The following is a 25,254-nucleotide window of genomic DNA, read 5'->3' on the forward strand; positions in this document are numbered from 1 at the left end:
GATAATTCCTCCTAATTCGGTTGTAAGTAAAGTTAGCATTGCTCCAGTTTTCTAAAGATGCTTGCGAATCCACAGGCTGTTAGCGAAGAAGAACAACCGCATAAGCGGGCTTCGCCGCATCAACCGTTTGGATACCTCGCGAATTTCGTCCTGCTGGCTGACCTTCGGGTCGGATAAATAGAGGGCCAGCAAGCCTTCAATGATCATCCTATGAAACGAGGAAGCGGGCAACTTCCGAATATCCTGCCGCGCTCCCTCGACGATCAACGTGATTCGGCCCAACATCGTTTCCTTGCTATCGTAGTAACTGCAAAAGTTCAAATCCCCGCCAAGCTCATCTTCCGCTTGATCGATCAGATAGTCCAACATAATATGTAGCCCGCAAACATGCGGAAAATAAGCGTCGTGGATCGTTTTTGCGCTTTTCTCGTCCAACCCGTCGTGACTTGCCGCCAAAAACAACATAAACACCCCGAGAGTTGAACCCGTCGCTGCCGCGAACTCGTTCCATCGCAATTGCGGCGCACGATACTCGTGGTTCGCCCACCAGCTTAGCAGCTTAGCCTCGCGCTCCTGCGGGTCGATGTGCTTGTACACCTGCAGATCCGTATAAAGTCCTACGAGGTCAACGATGTACGGCATCGCCGCCGGGTATCCGCGGAGCTCATCGATGTTCGCTTGGCAAGTCCCAACCAGCCGGTGCAGATAACCACCATCGTCCTGCTCCTCGCGAAGGGCATAGTAGTTCCGCAGCGCCGCATCAGGGTCTACCGCATCCAGCATACTCTGGTGCAAGAGTCGGAAATCCTCAGGGTCCTTGGAAGTGCTTCGGTCGCATAAATTGTCCAAATAATCGCTGATGGTTTGGAACGCAACGATGAGAGGGATCAATACGTGGCGCATCCGCAAGTTTGCGGCCGCATATACGGCACCGCCCTGGCAATGGAACTCTTTCGTGGCGATGCTGGCCAAAGCTTGCCGCCGCAGCTCAGGATCGGGGATCTCCTCGGCATCCTTCCTCCAACGATCCAGTTCCTGACGGACATCCGGCAAAATAAACTTATAAACCCGACTCATCAGCCGGATCGGCTCCTTCGGGAATTGGTTTCGGCTTTGCTCAAGTTCAATCAATGGCCTGCCTCCACTGCGTTGTTAAAAAACGGCCTATCTGAAAACCATTCTATATTATAATATGATCCAACTTTTAGCACAAATAAACAAAATCACAAATGCCTTTTGACGGAGGGCTCATCCTGGGTTGTCCGGTACCAAATATGCAGATCGTTAATTCGGCTGGCCAGCTCAGCGATTTCGCCGTTGAGACGACAGCTGCGCTCGAAATCGGACTCATTACTCATCTCGCCCAGCATGTGCTCAATCGACCGTTCCAGCACCATGACTTTGCTTGGAATCCGTCCGCGGATCTCTTCCCAATAGGCGATCATCGCCAGCCGTTCCTCCCGCTCGTATTCGTCAAAGGGACGCTCCAGCACCGGCACGTGAATGCCCAGGCGCTCATCGTAAACAAAACAATCCTTCATGGCGATAACCTCCTAGAGATCAGTATAAGGGTTTTACATAAACGGAGCGTAAATTTGTTGCCGCCGAACCTCTTAATTTCTGGTATACTTGCAAGCATACTAACCATAACCGCACTAAGCGCACAATGATCTGACTGCAGAAACGGAGTACAGAACCCCATGAATCGGAAAACTACGGTCAGCCCCGATATCGGATGGCTACGAGCCTTTACCTTTACAATATACGGAACAAGTGTCCTTGTTTCCTCCTATTTCCCACTATTTTACGCCCAGCTTGGATTTTCGACCAGCCAAATCGGTTTGCTATACGCCCTAGGCCCCATGATTTCGCTTGTCTCCAATTTACTGTGGAGTATAGCCAGCGACCGTTACCAAACGATTAAGAAGATCCTGCTCATCTTGCTGGTCGGCCAAATCGCGTTGACGTTTATCTTATCCGCCTCCACCTCATTTTCTATCATCATGGCGGTTATAACCGTATTTTACTTCTTCTTCTATCCGGTCTTCCCGTTGTCCGACACCATCGTGATCTCTACGGCCAAGCAGCACGGCATCCATTTCATCTCCATCCGCCTGTTTGGTTCGTTCGGATACGCCTTCTTTGCTTTACTTATCGGTTACGTTCTGACCCGGGTAGGCTCCTCAAACACGATGTGGGTATCGATCGCGATTGCCGGACTCGCGCTGGGGTTCATCCTGTTCGTGAAGGACCAGCCTACATCCGTAGCCAAGATGGATCTGTCGGGCATTTGGGCGATCCTGCGTCAAAAAGAGCTTCTTTGGTTCTTCGGCTGCGTCTTCTGCCTGGCCATTGGCATGCGGATGAACGAAGCGTTTATCTCGATCAGCCTGAAGGAGCTCGGCGCGAGCGAAAATCTCATCGGCTGGGCGATGCTCGCCTCGTCGCTTTCGGAAATCCCTGTGTTCATCTACCTCAGCTTCCATGGGGAAAAATATAAGGAATTGCCGCTCCTGCTGCTAGCCAGCCTGCTGTTCGCCGTCCGGTTCCTGTTGATGGGACTAACCGGATCCGCCTACGGCATCCTCGCCATCCAGGCGATGCATGGCGTAACGTTCGGCATCTTCTATGTCACGGCCATCCGCATGCTCACCCGGCTGATCCCCGATGAATTCCGGGCGACCGGCATGGCCTTGTACACCATCGTATGGTCCAGCTTGGCCGGGCTTCTTAGCGGCACCTTCGGCGGTGTGATGTTCGAACAGCTTGGCCGCCAGCCGTTCTACCTGACCGCGATGGGCGCGGCAGCGGTCGCGTTCATCGGGTTCGGTAGCCGATATTTCCAGAAGGGGCCGGGAGCGAACAGTCCCTCGAAATTCGAACATAAGGCTTAGCTTAAGAAATGGAAAATTCGATACGATGTTGAATTATATTCGATTTTTCATATCCAATTTTCCGCTGAAGCCCATTTTCTATTCGATATTTCATATAGAATTCTGACCACCGTCTTCCTTGAACACAATTCTATATGAAATTTCATACTCATTCTGCCGAAATCGCCTGAAATTTCGACTTCTACTCGATATTTCATATACATTACTCGCTTAAGCTTTTCGGTACCCGGATTGGTCAACTGAGTCCATGCTATGCGGATCTCCCTCCCCAAATATGGCTTTCTCATTCACCAGGCCCTACTCTAACTCTATCTCTGTTCAAAGGACATATCTTCCTATATAATAGTTATTATCAGATGATAGTACCTGGTATTAAATATGAAGAAGCAGGTGAAAACGCATGGATTTCGCTTTGTTCCGGGACATCTTAAAAACCCGCCGCAGTATCCGGGAATTTACCGAAGAAACCGTCAACCTCGCCGATATTGAGGATCTCATCGATTGCGCCCGTTATGCGCCCAGCGACACGAATTCGCAAACCTGGGAATTTATCGTCGTTAGGAACACCGATAAAATCAAACAAATCGAGGACTTCACCTGGGAGAGCCTGCATGAAACCGCAGCGCGCGCCGCGGAGCATGGGCTGGAACGGGAAGCCAAGTTATTGGTGAAGTCATTTGGCCCTTACGCTACCGCCTTTTCCGGTGCGCCGGCGTTAATCGTGTGCTTGTCCACCCCGTACACGTCCAAGTTCCGGGAAAGAATTTTTGACCCGATTGCCTTCGTGGCTCCCGAGGTTTGGGAAGAGGAAGGACTGAAGAGCAGCTGTCTAGCCGCCCAGAACCTGATGCTCGCCGCGCATGCCAAAGGCCTGGCCACTTGCCCGATGACCGGTCCGGTGCTGCTGGCGGAAAAGAAGCTGCGCGAATTCCTCGACATCCCCGCCGACCGTGGAGTGAACATGGTGATCGCGCTGGGTCATCCGGCGATTTCGCCGAAGCCGGTGCCCCGCAAGGAAATCGCTGATATTTTGCGGATCGTTGATTAAGCGTTAACCCCAAGAGGCTCCTTTCAGCACACAGCTGAAAGGAGCCTCTTTTTCTGTTGCGCTTAGGACAACCGGCCGTAAGCCTTCAGTATCTTCAAATTTTCCACGGTTAGCCAGCCGCGCCATTCCTGCTCAGCAGCCGGACTCGTTCCCGGGAACGTGAGCGCCCAGCCGCCATCTTCCTGCTGCGTGCTCAGCAACCAATCCAAATGCCGCTGCACCTCCTGATCCGAGACAAGCTTGGCCGCATAACTGTCCGGGGTTGGCGCGTAGTCCAGCACCTTGTGGACGTAGCCTTGAGCCAGCGGATCGGTTTCGATTCCGCTTGGGCCTGTCAGCCATTCATCCAACCTAGATCGATGTGAGGCCGCCCGCTCGCGGTCAGGAACCTGCTGCAAGAAGGCGATCCACTGCGCAGCGTCGTGATAATCTCCGGGGAGCCCCTGTTCGACGTGATTCCACAAGAAGTCGATATGGCTTCGGAACCAATCCTCGTGAATGAAATCCGTGCGTTCCTGTTGCTCCAGCAACATGCCCACGATACTTCCGGTCGGGTTGATCGAAGGAACCCCGTCCTCTTCAGTGACCCACCAAGGTGCATGCGGATATCGGTTCACATTCGTCGTTGCCCGCGGCAGGCCGCCACCCGGAAGCGTGATGCTGCGCAAATATCGGATCACCCCGTCCAGCAGATCCGATCCAAAACCGCCGACCTCACGCATCACCAGCAACGCCGTTTCAGTGGCCACCGGCTGGCTGTGCGGGCCGCGCATATCCGCCTCAAGCGCATGGCCGAAGCCGCCATCCTCGTTCTGGTACGGTCGAAGCGCACCCAGCACCTCCTCCGCAGTCCCTCCATCAAAATGATAAGCAAACCGTTTGCGATCCAACAACCGGGCATTCGAATAAATGAAAGTTGCGGCCCGTTCCAACACTCCCCGTTCACTCATAACCCTCTTCCTCCTCGCCAATTAAGCTTCGAATATCCACTCGGGATTCCAGACAACCTCCCACAAATGTCCGTCCGGATCTTGAAAATACCCTGAGTACCCGCCCCAGAACGTATCATGGGGAGGAACGGTAATCTTGGCCCCTGCCGCTTCAGCTTGCTCCATGACCTGATCCACTTCCGATTTGCTCGCCACATTGTGGCCTAGCGTAAACTCCGTGGAGCTTGGAGCATGCACGATAAGGCCGGTATCATGCGCGATACTTTCCCGTTTCCACAACGCCAGCTTCAGTCCCGCCTGCAAATCGAAAAAGGCGACGGCCCCGTGCTCGAACTCCTGGCCCACGATCCCGTCGGTCGCCCAGCCGAGTCCATCCCGGTAAAATCGCAGCGCCCTTTCCAAATCCTCCACACCGATCGTCAATACCGTCATTCTAGGTTTCATCATTCTTGCTCCCTCCAGTCTTCTCGTATCCTACGTCCGTCTCACGGGCCGGAGTAACCCGGCCTGTCCGGTACAGCTCGGCCAGCTCCACAGCCCGCCGATGAAGCTCCTCGCGCAGAGCCAAAGGCTCAAGCACTTCCGCATCATGACCTAAACTGAAGAAATGCGATACGGCCCAATCCCATTCCGAGCCTGGCAGGATGCAATCGAGTCGCCATTCTTCCTCTCCTATTTGGTGCACCTCCTGGCCAAAATGCGGATCCTGCTCCGCCAGCAGTGAGCCACGGTACGTCAGTTTTACAAGGAGTCGGAAGTCCTCCCTTGGGGCCCGTGTTAGGGGTTGCCTCTGCATGGCGGCCTCTCCCCTTCCCGCACCCGCATCCGGTGGGGGAGACGTCTCGTCGACCTCTACGAACCGGTCGACGCGGAACGTTCGCTTCTCGCCGTGCGCAAGCGACTCGGCTTCGCAATACCAGAACCCGTGCGCGGCGTACACGCGCAAAGGTTTCAGCGTCAGCTGCCGGCGATAATTCACCGAGCGATACTCCGCTCGGATCCACTGCCCGCCGGCGGCATAAGCCATCAAGGCGCTGAGGAACGGCGCCTGGGTCCCGCGCTCCGGCACCTCCATCTCCACGTGCCGGAGCAATGGAGCTATTTGCCCTAGCATCTGCTCGGGCAAAGCGGAGCGGATCTTGTCGGCGACGGTCCATTTCGCCTCGCGGAAGGGACTGCCGCTGTATTTGCCCATGCCGTCCAAGGCCAGCAGGACGGTCAGGGCCTCGCCGGCGTCAAGCTGCAGCGGCGGCAGCCGGAAGCCGTCCATGAGGCGGAAGCCGCCGCCAGGGCCTGAGAGCGCATACAACGGAATGCCGATCTCACCCAGAGCCTGCATATCGCGGAGCACCGTCCGCTTGGACACCTCCAGCTTGTCAGCCAAGGACTGAGCCGTCTCCGGCCGCTGCTGCAACGCTATCACGATCGCCATCATCCGATCCATCCGCTTCATCGCTTACGTCCCCTCCCGTTAAATCCACTTTAACAAAGCAATGGTGACAACAGAATGTCACCCATTATCCTATGTATACAAAAAAACACAGCCCTATAAAGAGCTGTGCCTTTCATTATCGCGCTTGGAACCAAACTTTATAAGTGATCCGTTAAACGGAAGTGATCTTATAATTTGATTACGTTAGCAGCTTGAGGACCACGGTTACCGTCAGTGATTTCGAACTCAACGGCTTGGCCTTCTTCTAGAGTTTTGAATCCGTCGCCTTGAATTGCGGAGAAGTGTACGAATACGTCTTCGCCACCTTCAACTTGGATGAAGCCATAGCCTTTTTCTGCGTTAAACCATTTAACTGTACCTTTCAAATGAACAACCTCCTAAAAATAATCGTCATCTTTGACGAATACCCATATTATACTCTATGCCCAACGACAATGCAACGTGTCAGTTCGCCCAAACTTTACGGTCCAAAACCCGCGTTAGAACGTACGGTTTCATTTGCTTTCCTCGGGGGCGTGAGTTATCATTTTACATAAAATATTACCATTAATCCGCGGGTTTCATACCTGCAAACCGAAGCCAAAGATTGGAGAACGCCTGAGATGATCAAAAAGCACGAAATATACAAAAAAGACAAATGGAACATGATGACGGTAGAGGTTCAAGGCAAGTACATCGTACTCCGTGAAATTTCCGACCAGTGGGGCGAGGAGTCGCATACGTTCCTTAGCCGTCCCGCGCTCATGGATTGGGTGAAACGCCGGTTTCCCAAGGAGGAATATGCGGGTAACGAGACGGAATGGGATGATATCATGAACGCCTTTAAGCAGGTTTAACCCGTCCCTCCGGACCATTCCAGTACGAAACGGAGTATTAATTATGATGGATAGTTCCAACCTTCTTATTTTTATCATCTGCGCGTTCGCGCTAGGCGTCGTGGTTGTCCTAAACAAGGATCGCCTGCAGCCTCGCCTTCGGCGCGGCCTGGCCCTAGCCTCCGTCATTATGATCGCGGTGGCGTTTGGGCTGATGATTTACAGCTTCCTTGCCTGACAATTCCCTATAATTCCTGCAGCAGACGGCCATACTAGGAAAATGCCCAAAGCCAACTGGATCATGAGATCCAGCTTAACATCGGGCTCCCGACACGAATAAGGGAGGTTTTCCGGTATGAGACACAAGCGCACCCCACGTGCGATTCCCCTGCTGTTGACCGGTTGCCTTCTGGCAGCCGCATTCCCAGGCAGCGCCGCGATTGGTCAGCCTGCCTCATCATCTTACCCAACCCAAAGGAGGATTCCGATGAGCACCGTATTGAAACGTTCAGAGGTACCACAGGAGAATACGTGGAAGCTGCAAGATTTGTTTTCCGACCAAGCCGCTTGGGACAAATCGTACAACGATCTTAAGACGCTGAAAGACAAAGCCGCCGAATTCGAAGGCAAGCTCACCAATGCGGAGAGCATCAAAGCCGTATTCGAGCTGGAAGACGAGTTATCGTTGCAAATTGAGCGGCTTTACGTTTACGCCCATCTCAATCACGACGAGGATACAACGAACCCTACATATCAGGCCCTTGTGCAAAAAGCCAAGAAATTAAGCGTGGAAGTCAGCGAGGCCTTGTCTTTTATTACCCCGGAAATTCTGGCTTTGCCGGAGCAGGAGCTCGACAAGCTGATTCAAGATCCTGCCCTTGCGGACTACAAGTTCACCTTGCAGGAAATCAAACGCGAGAAAGCGCATGTGCTGAGCAAAACGGAAGAAGCGCTGCTCGCCCAGGTTGGCAATTTGTCGCAAGCGCCGCAGCAAATTTTTGGCATGATCAACAATGCCGATATGAAATTCCCGAAAATCAAGGACGAAAACGGGAACGAAGTAGATTTAACCCACGGCAGCTACATTCAGTTCCTGGAGAACCCCAACCGCGAAGTACGCGAGCGGGCATTCAAAGCCGTTTACGAAACCTATCGTAAGCAAAAAAATACCATCGCCTCCACGCTGAGCGCGAATGTGAATAAGAACATGTTCTATTCGCGGGTCCGCAAATACCCTTCTGTGCTGGAAATGTCCCTATATGGCGACAACATTCCGAAGGAAGTGTATACGAACCTGATCGATGCCGTCCATGAGAGCTTGCCGCTCCTGCAACGCTATATGAAGCTGCGCAAGAAGCTATTAGGCGTCGACGAACTTCATATGTATGACCTGTTCGCCCCGTTAGTCGAGGAATACAAGTGGGATATCACTTATGATGATGCGAAGAGCATGGTCGAGGAAGGCCTTCAGCCGCTGGGTGAGGATTACCTGAAGGTGCTGCGCGAGGGCTTCGAGAACCGCTGGATCGACGTGTACGAGAACGAAGGCAAACGTACCGGCGCATACAGCTGGGGCGCCTACGGCACCCATCCTTACGTGCTGCTCAACCACAAGGACAATCTGAACAGCATGTTCACGTTGGCGCATGAGATGGGCCACGCGCTGCATTCTTATTTTTCGGATGAAGCTTTGAAATACCGGGACGCTCAATACACCATCTTCCTGGCCGAGGTCGCTTCGACGACCAATGAAGCGCTGTTAATGGATTACTTATTGAAAAAATCAACCGATCCGAAGCAAAAGCTGTACCTGCTGACCTACTACGCTGATCAGTTCCGGACGACGTTATTCCGGCAAACGATGTTCGCAGAATTCGAGAAGCTCATCCACGAGCGCGCCGAAGCCGGAGAATCGCTGACGCCGCAAGAGCTGTCTGAGATTTACTACGAGTTGAACATAAAATACCACGGTAAAGACATGGTCGTTGACCAAGATATCGAAATGGAATGGGCACGTATCCCCCATTTCTATACGAGCTTTTACGTGTATAAGTACGCTACCGGTTTTTCCGCGGCGACGAGCTTCTCTAAACAAATCCTTGAAGATGGCAAGCCGGCGGTTGAGCGTTACCTCGGTTTCCTGAAGAGCGGTGGCAGCGACTACTCGATTAATATTCTGAAAAAAGCCGGTGTCGACATGTCCTCGCCGGAGCCGATCCGCGAAGCGATGAGCGTGTTCGAGAACGTCATCGAGCAAATGGAACAATTGACGAAGTAACCTAGGCTAAAGGCTTCCACAAAATCCCTTGCCCCAAGCGGACAAGGGATTTTATACTGTTCTAGAAGGAGGTGTACCCTCATGAAAATTCAATGGTCCTTGATTTTAGCTCTGATCTTCGCCTTGATTACCGCTGTGTTTGCCGTGATCAACGTCGACCCGGTCCAGGTAAATCTGCTGTTTGGCTCGGTCAGCTTCCCGCTGATTTTGCTGATTCTCGGCAGTACGCTGCTCGGCGGCATTATCGTCGGGTCGTTTGGCATATACCGCGGTTACCGGCTGCAACGCGAAGTCAAAGGCTTACATGCCAAGCTTGTACATATCCAAGAAGCAACCGGCTATGTCTTCCCGGAACCGGAGAAACCGGAACGCGGCAAGAAGAAGAGAACTGCCGAAACCGACACGGAGACCGGAAATGGTACCGAGTCGGCAGAGGATTCCAACCAGCCGTAATCTGTTATGGAGCACCACGGACTAAACCCCTGAAGGAGGTTTCCCATGAATATTCAACCAAATGAAACCTATATGTTAAATTTACTGAAAACCTTGCTGGATACGCCAAGCCCAAGCGGGTTCACGCGTGGGATCATGTCGCTGATTGAGCGTGAAGCCGAAGCGCTGGGCGTGCCTTGCAGCTTTAACGAAAAGGGCGGTGCGATCTTGACTCTGCCCGGCCGTGATTCCTCTCGGCGCATCGCCCTCAGCGCCCATGTTGATACGCTCGGCGCCATGGTGCGCGCCGTCCGCTCGAACGGGACGCTGGCAATCACATCCGTTGGCGGATTTATGATGCACAGTATCGAGAACGAATACTGCCAGATCCACACCCGCAGCGGCCAGGTCTTTACCGGCACAATCCTGTCGACCCATCCTTCCGTTCACGTGTACAGCGATGCGCGTGACTTCAAACGCGAGGAGAAGAACATGGAGGTGCGGATCGACGAGCTCGTGGAGAACAAAGACGACGTATTGAAGCTAGGCATTGCCGTTGGCGACTTCATTTCGTTTGATGCCCGTGCCGTAATGACACCCAGCGGATACATCAAGTCCCGCCATCTGGATGACAAAGCCAGCGTGGCTGCTCTGTTCGGCCTGATGGAATCGAGCCGCCGAGAAAGCTGGACGCCGCGGCACGACCTCGTCTTCCTTATCTCCAACTATGAAGAAGTTGGGCATGGCGCCTCCTGGATCCCGGACGGCGTGAATGAAATGATCGCCGTCGACATGGGCGCGATGGGCGATGATTTGAGTTGCAAAGAGACCGATGTCTCTATTTGCGCCAAGGACTCCACCGGCCCTTACGACTATGACATGACCAGCCGGTTGATCGAGCTCGCCCGAGGCCTTGGCATCCCGCATGCGGTCGATATTTATCCGCACTACGGTTCCGATGCCTCGGCAGCGTTGCACGGTGGTCACAATATTCGCGCCGCATTGATCGGGCCGGGCGTGCATGCTTCGCATGCCATGGAACGGACCCATAAACAGGCGGTCATCAATACAACCCGCCTGTTGGCCGCGTATGTGGCCGATTAATTGGCGGCGCTGGGGGATCGCCACGGCTTCGGCTGGGGCGATCTTTCTCGGTATCCTGCTGATGATCGGCTGGGGCAGCCGCTATTTGCTCCCCCATCATTATGAATATCATAAGCTTACTGCGGTGAACGGTGTCAAGCTGCATGCCTTGGTCGTCGATCCGGAACGGATTGAGCTCCGAGCGGCGGATCAACCGCTAGGGCGTTACCGCGTGTACGGCATCAACGGCGGTTTTTTCTACAACGATGCCGTATTGTCGATCGCGGTGAACAATGACCAGCCGATTCAAGGCACGGCTGGCGCTTACGGCTCCGGCTGGTACAACGCCAAATACGACCGCGGCACGCTCGTATGGGACGGCGCCACAGGCGGCTTCTCGGTCCAGGTGGCTTCCGCCGCAGACGAGCTTATAGTCAAGGATCGCGCTAAGTATTTCGCTCAAGGCGGCGTCAGCATGAAGCTGCAGGATGATGCCGGGTGGAGGGCGGCGGTAGAGTCCGAGCACCTGCCGAACCCCGACGAGAACCGGCTCCGCTCCGGACTCGCGTATGACGCGGACGGCCAGCTGTGGCTGATCGTCACGCCTACGCGCTGCACGGCCGAAGCGTTCCGCAGCGCCGTCAAGGCGACGCTCGCGGACGGCCAGCTCGTCGATGGTATCTTCCTCGACGGCGACGGTTCGGCGCAGCTCAACGCTGCCGAAACCAAACTGAACGGCGATTCCCGCGATTTGCGGCAGATTATTGTGATAAGGTGAACGAAAAAAGACGCCGTGTGGCGGTGTCCTCGGTAGGTATCCTTGATGTCCCTCTTATGTTGCCTTTGCGCGATTATCCCTTTTATTCAGGGGGGACAGGGGCCCGGAGTGAGGGCGAACTCTTCTCCAGTTCTTAGAGATATCTGATCAAAGGGGATAATCGTGTAAAGCCCCCAATTATATACTTCCTGATATCTTAATAAAAACGCCTATTCGTTATAAATAAACGAATAGGCGTTTTCACTTATGTCCTCTTATGTAGATTTTTATGCGCCACCATGCATATCAAAGGTTGTAATAATTGGTTGATCAAAGTTACCGCTACCTGGTGAAGCCAATAGTAAGGAAAAAAGAACTGCAAAAACAACGAGGAATTTGAATTTCATATACTTCAAGTCACCTCACACACAATAATTTTATATTTCTGGCATATTTCTTTTGGAGCCATATGTCTATGTTGTTCAAATAGAACCATGAATTTAATAACTAGTTCCTTTTTATTAATTATAATTGAATTTCCCAGTCCTTGCAGTAAATAATTAAATCCCTTTGTGTAATCTCCTCTGTGTAAATAATAATAGGTTAGATCATATAGAAACTTATTATACTTATCAGGTAAGACCTGGTCATTATACAAATCATTTGACTTCTTGAGGTTTATATATGCATCTATTTCTGAATTAAATTGAAGGAGTATAGAATCGACATCAATGTTGTATAAGTTTGCAGCAAACATTATATTCAAAAGTCCAAGAGTAATTTCCTCTTGGTTTTCTTGAATAAACGTCACATATTCTTGCAATACTTCAATATCTCCACTCATTAACTTATTGACATAAAGATTGACCATCGACCATTTCTGAAATAAGCCTAACCAATGTCTCGTATCCTCGTCCGTTTCTCGTACCCAACTTAAATCGGTATATTGATAAGTATATTCCAACGCTTTAACAAAATCTCCCCTACCGTCATATGCTTCTGCACGCAGCAGGTTTGCATAGGCGATATAGACAAACATGGGTCTGCTAAGCCGACGCTGCATGTTCTGAAACTCCTCTTCCGAGCGTCGTTCATTGAAATAGAGCAGGCGTGCCTTGTGTTCCATCTCCTGGGCCAGAGCCTCAACCCGGTCCCACTGACGAAGCGAGCGATACAGGTTGGCCAAATCCTTGAGCGCGTCCAGCTGCAGAACTTCATCCAACCGATCCACATAAGGTTCGAACTGATAGGCGATTTTGAGGTTATGGGCCTGGTCCGTTCCGATTCGGATCTTGAACAGGCGATACTGGCATACCGCGAGCCGCTCGGAATATTGCCTGGTTTCGCTCATCGCCACATTCTCATACAGGATTTCTGCGGCAGCGTACAGCCCTTTCTCATAAAACTCCTCCGCCAGTTCAAATAACGAGGTGGAGTACATCAAATTATCCATAAGTAAGCTAATCGTTCTTCGTATACAATCCAGCTTGTCCAGTTCGGCGCATTTGCGTAGGAAAGGGCCCACTCTCCGCCAGTCGGGATTCCTCTCCTGAAGATAATCATGAATGTAATTCTCGTAATAATGTCCTATGGGTACGCCCATGATCTCCGAAATCCGGTCCAAGTGATCCATGGTTAAGGTTCGGTTCCCGTTCAGCAAATAACTCAGCGTTCCCACGTTAATATTTAACCTCATCGAGAATTGACTCAGATTCAATTCATTGTCTTTCATAAAGGAATGAACTTCCTCCAGGATCGTCGATGTACTCATTCGTTATCACCACACATTCCTTTGATACACGAGGTCTGGAATTATATGTATAAAGTTAATATATCTTCTTTTCATACTGCGGTCAATTAACATTCTAAAGCTGATGAAATATAGAAGCCCTTGCCCTCTCCGTTTGAGGAGAGGGCAAGGGCTTGCTTGCTTACCCTAACTTGCGTTTAAATGCTCTGCTCGCAAAGATGTACGCGAGGAACATGATTCCGCAGCACCAGCCAAGCGCGATCCAAATCTCGTTCCCCACCGTACCTCCGTAGAGAAGGGTACGAACGGCATTCACGATGGAGGTGACGGGCTGGTTCTCGGCGAATGCACGGATAACTTTAGGCATGGTTTCGGTAGGAACAAAAGCCGAGCTGATAAATGGAAGGAAAATCAGCGGGTACGAGTAGGCTGTCGCTCCTTCCATCGACTTCGCGGTTAATCCGGGAATAATCGACAACCAGGTCAGCGCCAGCGTGAACAGGCCAAGAATCCCAACTACCGCAAGCCAATCCAGGAGCGGAGCGCCCGAACGGAAGCCCATCAAGAGTGCGACAAGGAACACCACCACGAGAGTTAACGCATTGGAAAAGAGCGAGGTCAACACATGAGCCCACAGCACCGATGAACGCTTGATCGGCATGGTGATGAAACGCGACATCAGCCCGCTTTTGATATCATTAAACAATCTTAAGGAAGTGTAAGCAACGCCGGAAGCGATCGCCATCAACAGGATTCCCGGCAACAAATAATTCACATAGTTGTTCGTACCTGAATCAATGGCTCCGCCAAAAACATAAACAAACAACAGCATCATCATAATCGGCGTGATCGCGACCGTGATGATCGTATCCGGGCTGCGCAGGATGTTGCGCATTAATCGACCGAGCAATACCCCTGTTTTGTTCTTCATTTATTTCTCCTCCTTCTTGCCGATGATCGCGAGGAAGATTTCCTCCAAGCTCGGCTGCTTCTCGATATATTCTACTTTCGCCGGGGGGAACATCTCTTTGAGCTCTGTGAGCGTTCCGGTCGTAATGACCTTACCCCCATGCAGGATGGCGATTCGATCCGCCAATTGTTCGGCTTCTTCTAGGTATTGGGTCGTCAGTAAGATGGTTGTACCGCTCCCGGCGAGCTCTTTGACGGTATTCCACACCTCAATCCGAGCTTCGGGGTCAAGCCCTGTCGTCGGTTCGTCAAGAAAAATAACGGCCGGCGTACCGATCAAGCTCATGGCAATATCCAGCCTGCGTTTCATCCCCCCGGAGTATTTATCCGCCCGGAGGTTAGCGGCATCGTTTAGGCTGAATCTGGCAAGCAGACTGTCGGCAACTTGTGCCGGCTTCGGGACTCCGCGCAGCTTAGCGATCATCACCAGGTTCTCCCGACCGGTTAGCATCCCGTCTAAAGCGGCGAATTGCCCCGTCAGGCTAATGGTTTGGCGAACCGAATCCGGCTGGCGCTTCACGTCGAAGCCACTGACCGTCGCTTCACCGTCATCCGCCTTCATCAGCGTCGATAGGATGTTAACGGTTGTCGTCTTCCCCGCTCCATTGGAGCCCAGCAAGGCGAATATTTCACCCCGCTGCACCTCAAAGTCCACCCCTTTTAACACCTCCTTGTCTTGAAAAGATTTTCTAAGTCCTTTGACAGAAATCGCTGCATTCCTCATCATTGTTCTCCTCCTATACGTTAGTATTTAGTGTGACTGGTAACCCGTATTACTTACTACCTGGTGAAAATAAAACTGAATAGCAAGGTGGCGATTCACCTAAGTTACCGGCTATTCAGTCGTGAACATCGATGGGGTGACATTAATTCGACTTCAAGGCGTTGATTTTGGACGAGACAAAATCCCACTTCTCCCAAAACATTTCAAGCTCTTGGCGGCCTGCCTCATTCAGGGTATAAAATTTCCGGGGCGGTCCCATATCCGACGGTTTCTTCTCGATGTTCACTAGGTTCTTCTTCTCCAGTCGTACGAGGATGGTGTATACCGTCCCCTCCACGACTTCGGCGAACCCCAGCTCGTTCAAGCGGCGGGTAATCTCGTACCCATAGGTTTCACGACGGCTGATGATTTCCAGCACGCAGCCTTCCAGCGAACCTTTTAGCATTTCCGTTAAATTGTCCATGATCTGCACCCTTTTACTTCATTTTTTATGGATAGACTTGTTCACGGCTTGATTGACTTTTTGGTTTACAGATTCTTGATAGACGTCGGCGTAAGTTTTGGAGTCTTTGATGAGTTCGTCGCTAAAAGCCGCAACGTCGCGGCCTGTCACTTCCAGGACCCCTCTCCCCAAGCTTGCTCCCTCTTCAAAGAGATCCACAATCCCCGAGAGTAAGTCGATCCCGTCCATGAGTTCAGTTGGACCCACCTTAAACAGATATTTCTGAATCTCGTTATAGACGATTTGATAATCCTGCGGAAGTGCTTTAACCCGTGCGACGTGAGCCCGCCATTCTTTTTTGCCTTGGAGTATTTGTTGAATATTCATGTTATCCCTCCTACTTCCCTAATTTTTTGGCGACATTTCTGTTGAGTTGCTCGCGCCATTTGTCGCGAAGCGACTTTGCTCCTTCTTCGCCGGCTAGCGATGAACAGAAGCCTTGGATATCGTCGCCCAGCACCTCTTGAACACGTTGACCGTCCGCCGCTGTTTCTTCAAGCCAGCTAAGCGCTCCATCCAAAATGGGCATAAGGATGCGACCGGTGAAATCGGAGTGCTGCCAGAGATTTGATTTAATCTCCTCCCATGCCGCTTGATAATCGGCCGGCAGCTTGTGGGCACGCGCCTCAAACCCTTTAAATTCCCTTGTCATGTCGTTGCCCGTAATTTTGTCCCAAAAATTCATGACGCTCTTCTCCTTTATCTCGAAAGTTCGGGGCAATGAAAGCCCACTATTCTGTCTGACTAATATTCTGTATAACTTAGTACCTGGGAAAAAGGAACCGAATAGCTTTCTGAGTACCTCACTCCCGCTATTCAGTATTGCTTATTACAGGTACATTGTAACACCGAGTAGCAGGGGTGTCAACTGGATTTCTCAATAAACTTTTCGCGGCTAGCGTACCCCGAATTTCCTTGTCCTTATTACATTTTTAATATTCGGGGGTTCCCGCCCGGTGATATGGTTTGAATATAAAGCTTTACGGTAAAAGTTTTTTTGTCTGGGGAGGGTAGGAATCGCGATGAAGGAGCATCAGGAAATGTGCATCGGAATCTGCGAGACGACATTGGATATCGCCCACAGCATGGGTCGGTTGTTTTTTAACGATGGGGAGCAGATATTGCCTAGCAAGTTTTTTATCTTACTCGCGGTTTACCGGAACGGTAAATCGACGGTAACCCAAATCGCCGAGCTGGTTGGTTTATCGTCCAGTGCCAATACGATCGCCATTAATAAAATGGTCAAGGAAGGATTGCTGGACCGGGTTCGGGATACCGTGGATAAACGCATCTGCTGGATCGATTTGACGGCGAACGGCCGCTTGGTCCTTGAAGAGATGATAGCCAAGCGCAACCATCTCTTTCAAACGATCCTCGGCGATTTTCCTGAGCAACAACTGCAGGTGTTTTTGCAGTCTTTGCTGACGATTCGGGATAAATTTGCCGTAGGAATTACGGAGACGGAGGAACATCATGTTGCTGCAGATCGGACTTGATATCGGATCCACCACGGCAAAAATCGTAGCATTGCGCGAAGGGCGCATCGTGCACCGGGCGTATGTCCGCCATTATTCGGATATCCGCAACGCAGTACCGGCATTATGGCGGGAAGTCATGGAGCGCTTTCCTAACGCGGAGGCCAGCCTTTGCATCAGCGGCTCGTCCGGGCTAAAGCTAGCGGAGTTGACCGGCATTCCGTTTCTGCAGGAGGTTGTCGCCTGCACGAAGGCGATTCAACGGCTGGCACCGGAAACGGATACTGCGATCGAGCTCGGCGGCGAGGACGCCAAGATCATCTATTTGCGCGGCGGCATTGATCAACGCATGAACAACGCCTGCGCTGGCGGAACCGGCGCGTTTATCGACCAAATGGCCGCGCTGCTGGAGACCGATCCGGCGGGGCTGGACGAATGGGCTGCCCGCTGCGAAACGATCTACCCGATCGCCTCCCGCTGCGGGGTGTTCGCCAAAACGGACGTCCAGCCGCTCCTGAACGAAGGAGCGCGTCGCGAGGATATCTCCGCCTCAATCTTTCAGAGCATCGTCACGCAGACGATCAGCGGGCTAGCCTGCGGGCGCCCGATCCGAGGCAAGGTGGCTTTTCTCGGCGGGCCGCTCACGTTCCTGCCGCAATTGCGGAAGCGTTTCATTGAAACTCTTCAGCTCGCGCCGGAAGATGTCGTGTTCCCGGACGATGCCCAATATTTCGTGGCGATCGGAGCCGCATTCCAAGGCTCCGGCCCTTTATCTCTCCCGCTCAGCGATTGGCTGGAGCGCATGGAGAATGCCGAATGGACGATTGCTCCTGACGGCGAGAACCGGCTTGCCCCCCTGTTCGCGGACGAACAGGAGTACACCGACTTCCGGAAGCGGCACGATGCGGCAAGCGCATCCCAAGCGGACTTGGCAAGCTATAGCGGTCCCTGCTTTCTCGGCATCGATGCCGGATCGACCACGACCAAGCTGGTATTGACCGGCGCTAAAGACCAAATTCTACATACGTTTTATCGTGGCAATAAAGGCAACCCGCTAGCTTCCCTAGCGGAAGCGCTGCAGGAGATGTATGCCCGGTTGCCGGAGAATGCGTATGTTGCTCGCGCCTGTGTTACGGGTTACGGCGAAAGCTTGATGAAGGCCGCGTTCCGCGTGGATGCCGGCGAGGTCGAGACGGTAGCCCACTATAAAGCGGCGGCCCGCTTTATGCCGGATGTCGACTTTATTCTCGATATCGGCGGCCAGGATATGAAATGTATCAAAATCCGCGGAGGTACAATCGACAGCTTGCTGCTAAATGAAGCCTGCTCGGCGGGCTGCGGTTCTTTTCTCGAGAGTTTTGCCGGGGCGCTTGGGCTGGGTATCGAAGAGTTTGCCTCCGCCGCCCTGGAGTCGGTCCATCCGGTGGATCTCGGCTCGCGGTGCACGGTGTTTATGAACTCCAAGGTTAAGCAGGTGCAGAAGGAAGGTGCGTCCCTGCCCGACCTTTCGGCTGGCCTGGCTTATTCTGTCGTAAAGAACGCACTGCAAAAAGTAATCAAAATCCGCAATCCTGAGGAGCTCGGACGGCGCATCGTCGTGCAGGGCGGAACCTTCTACAATGATGCCGTGCTGCGCGCCTTTGAACTACTTACGGGCAGGGAAGCCGTTCGCCCCGATATCGCCGGCATCATGGGCGCTTATGGTTGCGCGCTGCTAGCTCGCGAGCAATATGACGGAGTAGGTTGCAGCAGCCTGCTGCCTTGCGAAGAGCTGCATTCGTTCACCTATGAGGTCTCGCATGCCCGCTGCTCGTTATGCAGTAACTATTGTGCCATGACGATCAATCGGTTTCCCGACAAGAGCTTCCATGTCAGCGGCAACCGCTGCGAACGCGGCGCGACGCAGAAGACGTCGAAGACCGGTCTTCCCAATCTCGTCGAATCCAAATACGAGCGGATGTTCAGCTACGCCTCGCTCCCTCCGGAGCAGGCCACGCGAGGGACAGTCGGCTTACCGCGGGTGCTGAATCTGTTCGAAAACTACCCGTTTTGGCACACGTTTTTTACGCAGCTGGGGTACAGGGTTGTTCTCTCGCCGAAGTCCTCGAAAAAACTGTACGAAACCGGCATGGAGACCATTCCGTCGGAGTCCGTCTGTTATCCTGCTAAGCTGGTGCACGGCCATATTGAAAGCCTCATTCGCAGCAAAGTCGACTTCATCTTCTATCCTGCGGTCATTTATGAGAAGAAGGAAGACGCCTCGGCCGACAATCATTTCAACTGTCCGGTCGTCGCCTCGTATCCCGAGGTCATCCGGACCAATATGGACCGGTTGAGGGAGCAAGGCATTCCGTTGATAAGTCCATTCCTGAACATCGATCATGTACCGGCTTTGAAAAAAACACTGCAAACCACGTTTCCTCGCATTCCGACAGAGGAACTGGAGGCGGCGGTTGACGCGGGGCTGCAAGAAGCAGAGCGGGCTCGCGGCGATATCCGCGCTCAAGGCGAAGCGACGCTGAAGCTGCTGGAGGAGACGGGAGCCAAAGGCGTCGTGCTCTGCGGCCACCCGTACCACAGCGATCCCGAGATCAATCACGGTATCGCCGATCTGATTGCCGGGATGGGGCTGGCGGTTTTGACGGAGGATGCGGTGTGCCATCTGGGCAGCGTCAAGCATCCCCTACCCGTCGTCAATCAATGGACGTACCATGGGCGGATGTACCGCGCGGCTTATTTCGTTAGCGGTCGGGCCAACCTGGAGCTGGTGCAGCTCACTTCGTTTGGCTGCGGGATCGATGCGATTACCGCGGATACGATTCAGGAGATCTTGGAGCGTCACCATAAGACGTTCACCCTGATTAAGGTGGATGAGATCAGCAACCTAGGGGCGGCACGGATCCGGCTGCGCTCGCTGCTCGCGGCGATGAAGGAACGGGAACCGTCGCAGAATACCGCACGGACGGTGTCCGCACCGGTTTCGCCGGCCTCTTTTACCAAAGAAATGAAAAGCGGATACACGATTCTTGCCCCGCAGCTCTCGCCGATCCATTTCGAGTTGTTCGAAACGGTATTCCGCGGGGCCGGTTACCGGCTGAAAGTGCTGGAGAAGGCCAGCAAGCAATCGACGGAGGAAGGCCTGAAGTTCGTAAACAACGACGCCTGCTATCCAGCGATCATGACGATTGGGCAAATCATGGCGGCCCTGCGCGGCGGCGACTATGATCCGGAACGAACGGCCGTCATTCTGACCCAAACCGGGGGTGGTTGCCGGGCGACGAACTATATCGCTTTGCTGCGCAAGGCGCTGAAAGAAGCGGGAATGTCGCAAATCCCGGTTATTTCGTTAAACGCAACGGGGATCGAAAGCCAGCCGGGCTTCAAGCTTAATTTAAAGCTGATCAACCGGTTAATTGCGGCAGCCTGCTACGGCGATTTGCTGATGCGGCTCTTGTACCGCTTCCGGCCATACGAGCGCAACGCTGGCGATACCGAGCTGTTGTTCCGCAAATGGATGGTACTATGCAAGCATTCCCTGCGGGAGTTCTCTTCTCAGGAATACAAGGGGAATATCCGAAGTATGGTTGCGGAGTTCGAAGCTCTTCCGCAAACGGGGGCTACCAAACCACGGGTTGGTATCGTCGGTGAAATTCTGATCAAATTCCATCCCGATGCCAATAACCGGATCGTAGAGGTGATCGAAGCCGAAGGCGGCGAAGCGGTAGTGCCCGATTTTCTCGACTTCATGTTCTATTGCTTATACAACCCGATTTATAAGGCGGATCACTTAGGGAAGAGCAAAATGTTGGGTTTCCTGAACCCGATAGTGATCCGATATATCGAAATGTACCGAAAACCGGTGAAGCAGGCGCTGGAAGCCAGCCGTTGCCTCACCCCTCCGGAGAGCATCTACACGCTGGCGGAGAAAGCCGGACGCCTGCTGTCGGTCGGCAACCAAATGGGCGAAGGCTGGTTCCTTACGGCGGAAATGATGGAGTTGCTCGATCACGGCGTGAACAACATCGTTTGCATCCAGCCGTTCGCCTGCTTACCGAACCACATCACCGGCCGCGGAATGATCAAAGGGCTGAAGGAGCTATATCCGGACGCCAATATCGCGGCGATCGATTACGACGCCGGCGCCAGCGAGGTGAATCAGATCAACCGTATCAAGCTGATGATGTCGGTAGCCAGCGGCGTGTTGTGCTAAGCAAGTAAAAAACCTTTAAGCCAAGACCTGCCCAGGTGGGCCGGTGTGAGGCTTAAAGGTTTTTTATGCGATAAATCGAATAGAAATCGCCGATTGGGGTATTTTTGACGGCATATATATGAAATTCCGAACAGATTTAGGCTCCCGAGAGAGCAAGTGCCAGTTTCTATATGAAAAATCGATTAAAATCCGAATCTCCCGACGCAATTGGTAATTTGTATGCGAGAAATCGAATACAAGTTAGTCCTCCACCAGCCGATGCCGGTACCACTTCGTTCCGCGGAAACGGCGCAGGAAGATGAGACCGCGGATTCCCCATTCGATGTCCATCGCCAGCCAGACGCCAACGACGCCAAACGGCAGCACCACGCCTAAAATATAGCCAAGCACGACGCGGAACAGCCACTTCGACAGCATCGAGACGACCGACGTATATTTCGCATCCCCGGCGGCCCGCAGCGCCGAAGGCGTGATGAAGCTGATCGCCCACAAAGGAATTTGCGCGATCGTATTGATCAGCACAATCGTGAAGATCTCATCCACGATCTCTGCCGGCGGGTGAAACAGCGATACCAGCGGATGGTACAACGGGAGAATGAGGAGTCCCATGACGACGAAGGTTGCGGAGGAGAGCCACAGGAATGAGCGTGTCAGCTTCCGGGCGTCCTCGATCTCCCGGCGACCGATGCACTGTCCCACCACGGTCACGATGGCGATCGACAGCGCGTTAGCCGGAATTTGAATCACCATCGCCAGCGATGCGCTAATCGCGTTGGCGGCAATGGCGTAAGTGCCCAGGCTGACGATAAAGATCTGCGTCAGAATTTTGCCGCCGTTAAAGAACATTTGCTCCGCGGCAAACGGCATGCCGATGGAGAGGATTTTTTTGAGCATCGTCCAGTTGACCTGAAGCATGTCCCGTAAACGTACCCTCAGCGATTCGTCCATCTTGACTAGATAATAAATGGCGCAGGCCGCGGCTAAGTACCGGGAGACATTCACTGAGATGTTCATCCCCATGATGCCCATATCCGCCAAGTTGATGAGGACAAAGTTCAGCGCCACATAGGTTAGGTTCATGATCAGCGACAGCATCAAGGAGGCTCGCGACTTCCCGATCCCCCGCAGCACCCCGCATACCGCTTCGACGATCGCAATCCCGCAAAACGACAGACTGCTGCCGATCAGATACGATTTGGCGTTCTGAAAGACATCGGCCTCCGCCGAACCGAACAACAGGTTTAAGGTGGGCGAGTGCAATGCGATGATTAGCAAACTAATGGCGAGCGCTAACAGCAGAACCGAGGACACGGAACCGGAAGAAGCCTTGGACACCATCGCGTCATTTCGGCTGCCCTTGTACTGTGCGACCACGACGGTCCCCCCAGTCGCCACAGCCACAAATACGTTGATCAGGAAAATATTAAGGGAATCGACCATATTCACTGCGCTCACCGCCGCTACGCCGGAGGAACTGATCATTGCAGTGTTAACCAGGTTCAAGCCAATGATAAACGCCTGGTCGATCAAGATCGGAATAATGAGTGCGATAATTTGCCGGTAATCCATCGATTGACCGGAGAAATGCCGATCCAAAAAGCGATGAGTTGATGCTTTCCTAGCTGCGCTTACCACGATATCAACTTCTTTTTCATCAAATTTATGCAAAAGAAAGACTCTTCGCCAGGCGAAGAGTTTGCAGGTCTCGATTATATCATAAATTCATAGATTGGAGCGCTACACCCCAAAAAGTTGCATTTTGTGCAACATTTTGGAGGGTGCCGGCCGTTGCAGGGCAAAAATGCTGCATGTAGTGCAACATAATTAGCTTAAAAGCCCATCAACTCGCCCAAATGTTGTAGAAATTACAACATTTCATCCGACCAGCGGTTGTATTTGGTGCATTCAGGCTGCGGCTGAAAAAATCAGGCCTCGGACTCATCCTCACCTCAGCCGTGCTTCACAAGTTCCGCTGGGCTTCGATCTTCTCCGCCAGCTCGTTCAGATACGTCCAGCGCTCCATCAGGCGTTCCAGCTCGGCTTCCGCTTCCTGCTGCTGCTGCATTAGCTCCTGCAGACGGACGGCGTCGCTCGCGGCGGACTCCATTCCCTCGGAAATCGCCGCAAGGCGCTGCTCGGTCGCTTCGATGGTGGCATCGATCGTTTCGTATTCGCGCTGCTCGTTATAGCTGAACTTCAGCTTCTCTCCGCGGCCCGGGTCTCGGCTGCCAGACGGAGCTTGCGGTCCGGCGTCGCCCCGGTCAGACCGGTCGGTGCCTGTTTTGCGCAAATCCGGGGCGGTTTGTCCGCCCGCTTGCTGCGTCCGCTCCTCATATTCGCTGTAGTCGCCCACGTGCACGGCGACCACCCCGCCTCCCTCAAACGCCATGATCTTGTCTACGGTCCGGTCGAGGAAATAGCGGTCATGGGAGACGACAAACACCGCGCCGGGGAATTCATCCAAATACGCTTCCAGTACCGTCAGCGTCTGGATGTCGAGGTCGTTCGTCGGTTCGTCCAGCAGCAACACGTTTGGAGAGCCCATCAGCACGCGCAGCAGATATAACCGCCGCTTCTCTCCCCCCGACAGTTTACCGATCGGCGTCCACTGCATGTCCGGCGAGAACAGGAACCGCTCCAGCATTTGCGCCGCGGTAATCCGTGAGCCGTCCGCCGTCGTGACAACCTCCGCCTCATCCTTGATATATTCGATTACTCGCTGCTGGCTGTCCATTTCCTGATGTTCCTGGGTAAAATAACCCAGCTTCACCGTCTGCCCAAGCACGATTTCGCCGCGATCCGGCTCAATCCGTCCGGCAATCATGTTCAGCAGCGTCGATTTCCCGCTGCCGTTAGGCCCCACGATGCCGACGCGGTCCCCCGGCACCGCCGTGTACGTCAGCTCCCCGATCAGCAGCCGGCCTTCGATCGACTTGCGCAGCCCGTCGATTTCCAGGATTTTGCGGCCCAGCCGCGTGGAAGCAACCGAGATTTCGAGATTGTCGTTCTTATATTCCGTCTTCGCCGACTGCAGTTGCTCGAACCTTTCAATCCGCGCCTTTTGCTTCGTCGAGCGCGCTTTGGCTCCGCGGCGGATCCAGGCGAGCTCGGTCCGCAGCAGATTTTGCCGCTTCTGTTCGGACGCGGCTTCGCGCTCCTCGCGTTCGCTCTTCAGCTCCAGGAAACGGCTGTAATTCGCCTCATAACGGAACAGCCGGCCGTGATCCAGCTCCAGCATGACATTGCAGACGCGATCCAGAAAATAACGATCATGCGTAATAAGCAGCAGCGCCCCGCGCCGTTTCTGCAAATACGTCTCCAACCAGGCGACGGAATCATTGTCGATATGGTTGGTGGGCTCGTCCATGATCAGCAGCTCAGAGGGAAGGATTAACGCTGAAGCCAACGCCACGCGCTTGCGCTGGCCCCCGGACAAGCTGCCCATGTTCTGGGCGAAGTCGGTGATGCCTAGCTTGGACAGAACGCTCTTGGCCTCGCTGACCAGGGTCCACGTTTGCAGTCGGTCCATCTCCTGCGACAGACGCGCCAACTCCGCTTGACGTCCGGCATCCCCCGGCTCTCGTTCCAATGCTTCCTCGGCCTCCATATAAGCCGACACGACCTGCAGCTCGGACCCGCCGCCCTGGAAGACGCCGCGCAGCACGGAAATATCCGGGGCAAACTCCGGATTTTGCGCCAGAAACGTCACCCGGACGTCCCGATTGATCGCAACCTTGCCGGAATCGGCTTGTCCCATGCCGGCAATCACCTTCAGAAACGTAGATTTCCCTGTTCCGTTGACGCCGATCACGCCGATTTTATCGTTTTCATCCATGCCGAAGGAAGCGTCCTGAAACAGCACTTTCTCCCCATAGGTTTTCGTCAGATGTTCCACCGTCAGTATGTTCATTCGC

The 25,254-nt window shown here is 53.2% G+C and carries 24 protein-coding genes; 10 read left to right on the forward strand and 14 right to left on the reverse strand.

What is annotated here, in order from left to right:
* Positions 1-51: 51 nt before the first annotated feature.
* The gene (locus tag KJS42_RS02820; protein WP_155605034.1) at positions 52-1,131 is read right to left on the reverse strand and encodes a tetraprenyl-beta-curcumene synthase family protein; all 1,080 of its coding nucleotides are present in this window, start codon (positions 1,129-1,131) and stop codon (positions 52-54) included.
* A gap of 92 nt (positions 1,132-1,223) precedes the next feature.
* On the reverse strand, positions 1,224-1,541 hold the full coding sequence (locus KJS42_RS02825; RefSeq protein WP_155605033.1) for a hypothetical protein: 318 nt from the start codon (positions 1,539-1,541) through the stop codon (positions 1,224-1,226).
* Positions 1,542-1,700: 159 nt separating this feature from the next.
* Here KJS42_RS02825 and KJS42_RS02830 point away from each other — a divergent pair, with 159 nt between their 5' ends.
* Together KJS42_RS02830 and KJS42_RS02835 are read left to right on the forward strand one after the other, a co-directional pair.
* Complete coding sequence (locus KJS42_RS02830) at positions 1,701-2,894, forward strand: MFS transporter (protein WP_213621907.1); 1,194 nt, start codon at positions 1,701-1,703, stop codon at positions 2,892-2,894.
* A 400-nt stretch (positions 2,895-3,294) separates the two neighbouring features.
* On the forward strand, positions 3,295-3,942 hold the full coding sequence (locus KJS42_RS02835) for a nitroreductase family protein (RefSeq protein ID WP_213621908.1): 648 nt from the start codon (positions 3,295-3,297) through the stop codon (positions 3,940-3,942).
* Positions 3,943-4,004: 62 nt separating this feature from the next.
* Here KJS42_RS02835 and KJS42_RS02840 read toward each other — a convergent pair whose 3' ends face one another.
* The 4 genes from KJS42_RS02840 to KJS42_RS02855 all read right to left on the reverse strand — a co-directional run bounded on the left by KJS42_RS02840 (position 4,005) and on the right by KJS42_RS02855 (position 6,710).
* Positions 4,005-4,892 carry a prenyltransferase/squalene oxidase repeat-containing protein gene (locus KJS42_RS02840; RefSeq protein ID WP_213621909.1) on the reverse strand — a complete coding sequence of 296 codons (888 nt, stop codon included), beginning with the start codon at positions 4,890-4,892 and terminating at the stop codon, positions 4,005-4,007.
* 21 nt (positions 4,893-4,913) lie between these two features.
* A complete protein-coding gene (locus KJS42_RS02845) occupies positions 4,914-5,336 on the reverse strand; it encodes a VOC family protein (protein WP_213622106.1) in 423 nt (140 codons plus the stop codon).
* On the reverse strand, positions 5,326-6,345 hold the full coding sequence (locus KJS42_RS02850; RefSeq protein ID WP_213621910.1) for a helix-turn-helix transcriptional regulator: 1,020 nt from the start codon (positions 6,343-6,345) through the stop codon (positions 5,326-5,328). The genes KJS42_RS02845 and KJS42_RS02850 overlap by 11 nt, the downstream gene beginning before the upstream one ends.
* Before the next feature lie 167 nt (positions 6,346-6,512).
* The gene (locus KJS42_RS02855) at positions 6,513-6,710 is read right to left on the reverse strand and encodes a cold shock domain-containing protein (RefSeq protein WP_018750471.1); all 198 of its coding nucleotides are present in this window, start codon (positions 6,708-6,710) and stop codon (positions 6,513-6,515) included.
* Between the two features lie 237 nt (positions 6,711-6,947).
* Here KJS42_RS02855 and KJS42_RS02860 point away from each other — a divergent pair, with 237 nt between their 5' ends.
* The 6 genes from KJS42_RS02860 to KJS42_RS02885 all read left to right on the forward strand — a co-directional run bounded on the left by KJS42_RS02860 (position 6,948) and on the right by KJS42_RS02885 (position 11,731).
* On the forward strand, positions 6,948-7,181 hold the full coding sequence (locus tag KJS42_RS02860; protein ID WP_155605027.1) for a hypothetical protein: 234 nt from the start codon (positions 6,948-6,950) through the stop codon (positions 7,179-7,181).
* A 43-nt stretch (positions 7,182-7,224) separates the two neighbouring features.
* Positions 7,225-7,398 (forward strand): hypothetical protein, encoded by a 174-nt coding sequence (locus KJS42_RS02865; RefSeq protein WP_193415408.1) that lies wholly within the window; start codon positions 7,225-7,227, stop codon positions 7,396-7,398.
* Positions 7,399-7,647: 249 nt separating this feature from the next.
* Entirely contained in the window at positions 7,648-9,438 is a 1,791-nt protein-coding gene (gene pepF, locus KJS42_RS02870; protein WP_213622107.1) for an oligoendopeptidase F, read from the forward strand.
* Between the two features lie 81 nt (positions 9,439-9,519).
* Positions 9,520-9,891, forward strand: coding sequence for a LapA family protein (locus tag KJS42_RS02875; RefSeq protein WP_155605025.1), 372 nt, complete (start codon positions 9,520-9,522; stop codon positions 9,889-9,891).
* A gap of 45 nt (positions 9,892-9,936) precedes the next feature.
* On the forward strand, positions 9,937-10,974 hold the full coding sequence (locus KJS42_RS02880) for a M42 family metallopeptidase (protein WP_213621911.1): 1,038 nt from the start codon (positions 9,937-9,939) through the stop codon (positions 10,972-10,974).
* Positions 10,961-11,731, forward strand: a complete 771-nt coding sequence (locus tag KJS42_RS02885) for a hypothetical protein (protein ID WP_213621912.1) — start codon at positions 10,961-10,963, stop codon at positions 11,729-11,731. The genes KJS42_RS02880 and KJS42_RS02885 overlap by 14 nt, the downstream gene beginning before the upstream one ends.
* Before the next feature lie 391 nt (positions 11,732-12,122).
* Here the strand turns inward: KJS42_RS02885 and KJS42_RS02890 are convergent, their stop codons facing one another.
* From KJS42_RS02890 to KJS42_RS02915, 6 genes are all read right to left on the reverse strand, one after another.
* Positions 12,123-13,442, reverse strand: coding sequence for a helix-turn-helix domain-containing protein (locus tag KJS42_RS02890; RefSeq protein ID WP_244868359.1), 1,320 nt, complete (start codon positions 13,440-13,442; stop codon positions 12,123-12,125).
* Positions 13,443-13,641: 199 nt separating this feature from the next.
* Positions 13,642-14,391, reverse strand: a complete 750-nt coding sequence (locus tag KJS42_RS02895) for an ABC transporter permease (protein WP_155605021.1) — start codon at positions 14,389-14,391, stop codon at positions 13,642-13,644.
* Positions 14,392-15,153: an ABC transporter ATP-binding protein gene (locus KJS42_RS02900; protein WP_213622108.1), complete on the reverse strand. Its 762-nt coding sequence runs from the start codon at positions 15,151-15,153 to the stop codon at positions 14,392-14,394. It abuts the gene before it with no gap.
* Positions 15,154-15,295: 142 nt separating this feature from the next.
* Positions 15,296-15,616: a PadR family transcriptional regulator gene (locus KJS42_RS02905; protein ID WP_213621914.1), complete on the reverse strand. Its 321-nt coding sequence runs from the start codon at positions 15,614-15,616 to the stop codon at positions 15,296-15,298.
* Between the two features lie 18 nt (positions 15,617-15,634).
* Positions 15,635-15,982, reverse strand: coding sequence for a DUF1048 domain-containing protein (locus KJS42_RS02910; RefSeq protein WP_155605019.1), 348 nt, complete (start codon positions 15,980-15,982; stop codon positions 15,635-15,637).
* Positions 15,983-15,992: 10 nt separating this feature from the next.
* Positions 15,993-16,340: a DUF1048 domain-containing protein gene (locus KJS42_RS02915; protein ID WP_213621915.1), complete on the reverse strand. Its 348-nt coding sequence runs from the start codon at positions 16,338-16,340 to the stop codon at positions 15,993-15,995.
* A 337-nt stretch (positions 16,341-16,677) separates the two neighbouring features.
* On the opposite strand from KJS42_RS02915, the gene KJS42_RS02920 reads away from it, so the two are divergent.
* Both KJS42_RS02920 and KJS42_RS02925 read left to right on the forward strand, forming a co-directional pair.
* Positions 16,678-17,151 carry a MarR family winged helix-turn-helix transcriptional regulator gene (locus KJS42_RS02920; protein ID WP_193414976.1) on the forward strand — a complete coding sequence of 158 codons (474 nt, stop codon included), beginning with the start codon at positions 16,678-16,680 and terminating at the stop codon, positions 17,149-17,151.
* Positions 17,132-21,340, forward strand: a complete 4,209-nt coding sequence (locus KJS42_RS02925; protein WP_483311269.1) for an acyl-CoA dehydratase activase-related protein — start codon at positions 17,132-17,134, stop codon at positions 21,338-21,340. The genes KJS42_RS02920 and KJS42_RS02925 overlap by 20 nt, the downstream gene beginning before the upstream one ends.
* A 240-nt stretch (positions 21,341-21,580) precedes the next feature.
* Here KJS42_RS02925 and KJS42_RS02930 read toward each other — a convergent pair whose 3' ends face one another.
* Together KJS42_RS02930 and KJS42_RS02935 are read right to left on the reverse strand one after the other, a co-directional pair.
* Positions 21,581-22,909 (reverse strand): MATE family efflux transporter, encoded by a 1,329-nt coding sequence (locus KJS42_RS02930; RefSeq protein WP_213622109.1) that lies wholly within the window; start codon positions 22,907-22,909, stop codon positions 21,581-21,583.
* 391 nt (positions 22,910-23,300) lie between these two features.
* Positions 23,301-25,250 carry an ABC-F family ATP-binding cassette domain-containing protein gene (locus tag KJS42_RS02935; protein ID WP_213621917.1) on the reverse strand — a complete coding sequence of 650 codons (1,950 nt, stop codon included), beginning with the start codon at positions 25,248-25,250 and terminating at the stop codon, positions 23,301-23,303.
* Between the last annotated feature and the right edge of the window lie 4 nt (positions 25,251-25,254).

Origin of the sequence: Paenibacillus sp. J53TS2, from assembly GCF_018403305.1 — a bacterium.
GTDB classification, from domain to species: Bacteria; Bacillota; Bacilli; order Paenibacillales; family Paenibacillaceae; genus Fontibacillus; species Fontibacillus rhizolycopersici.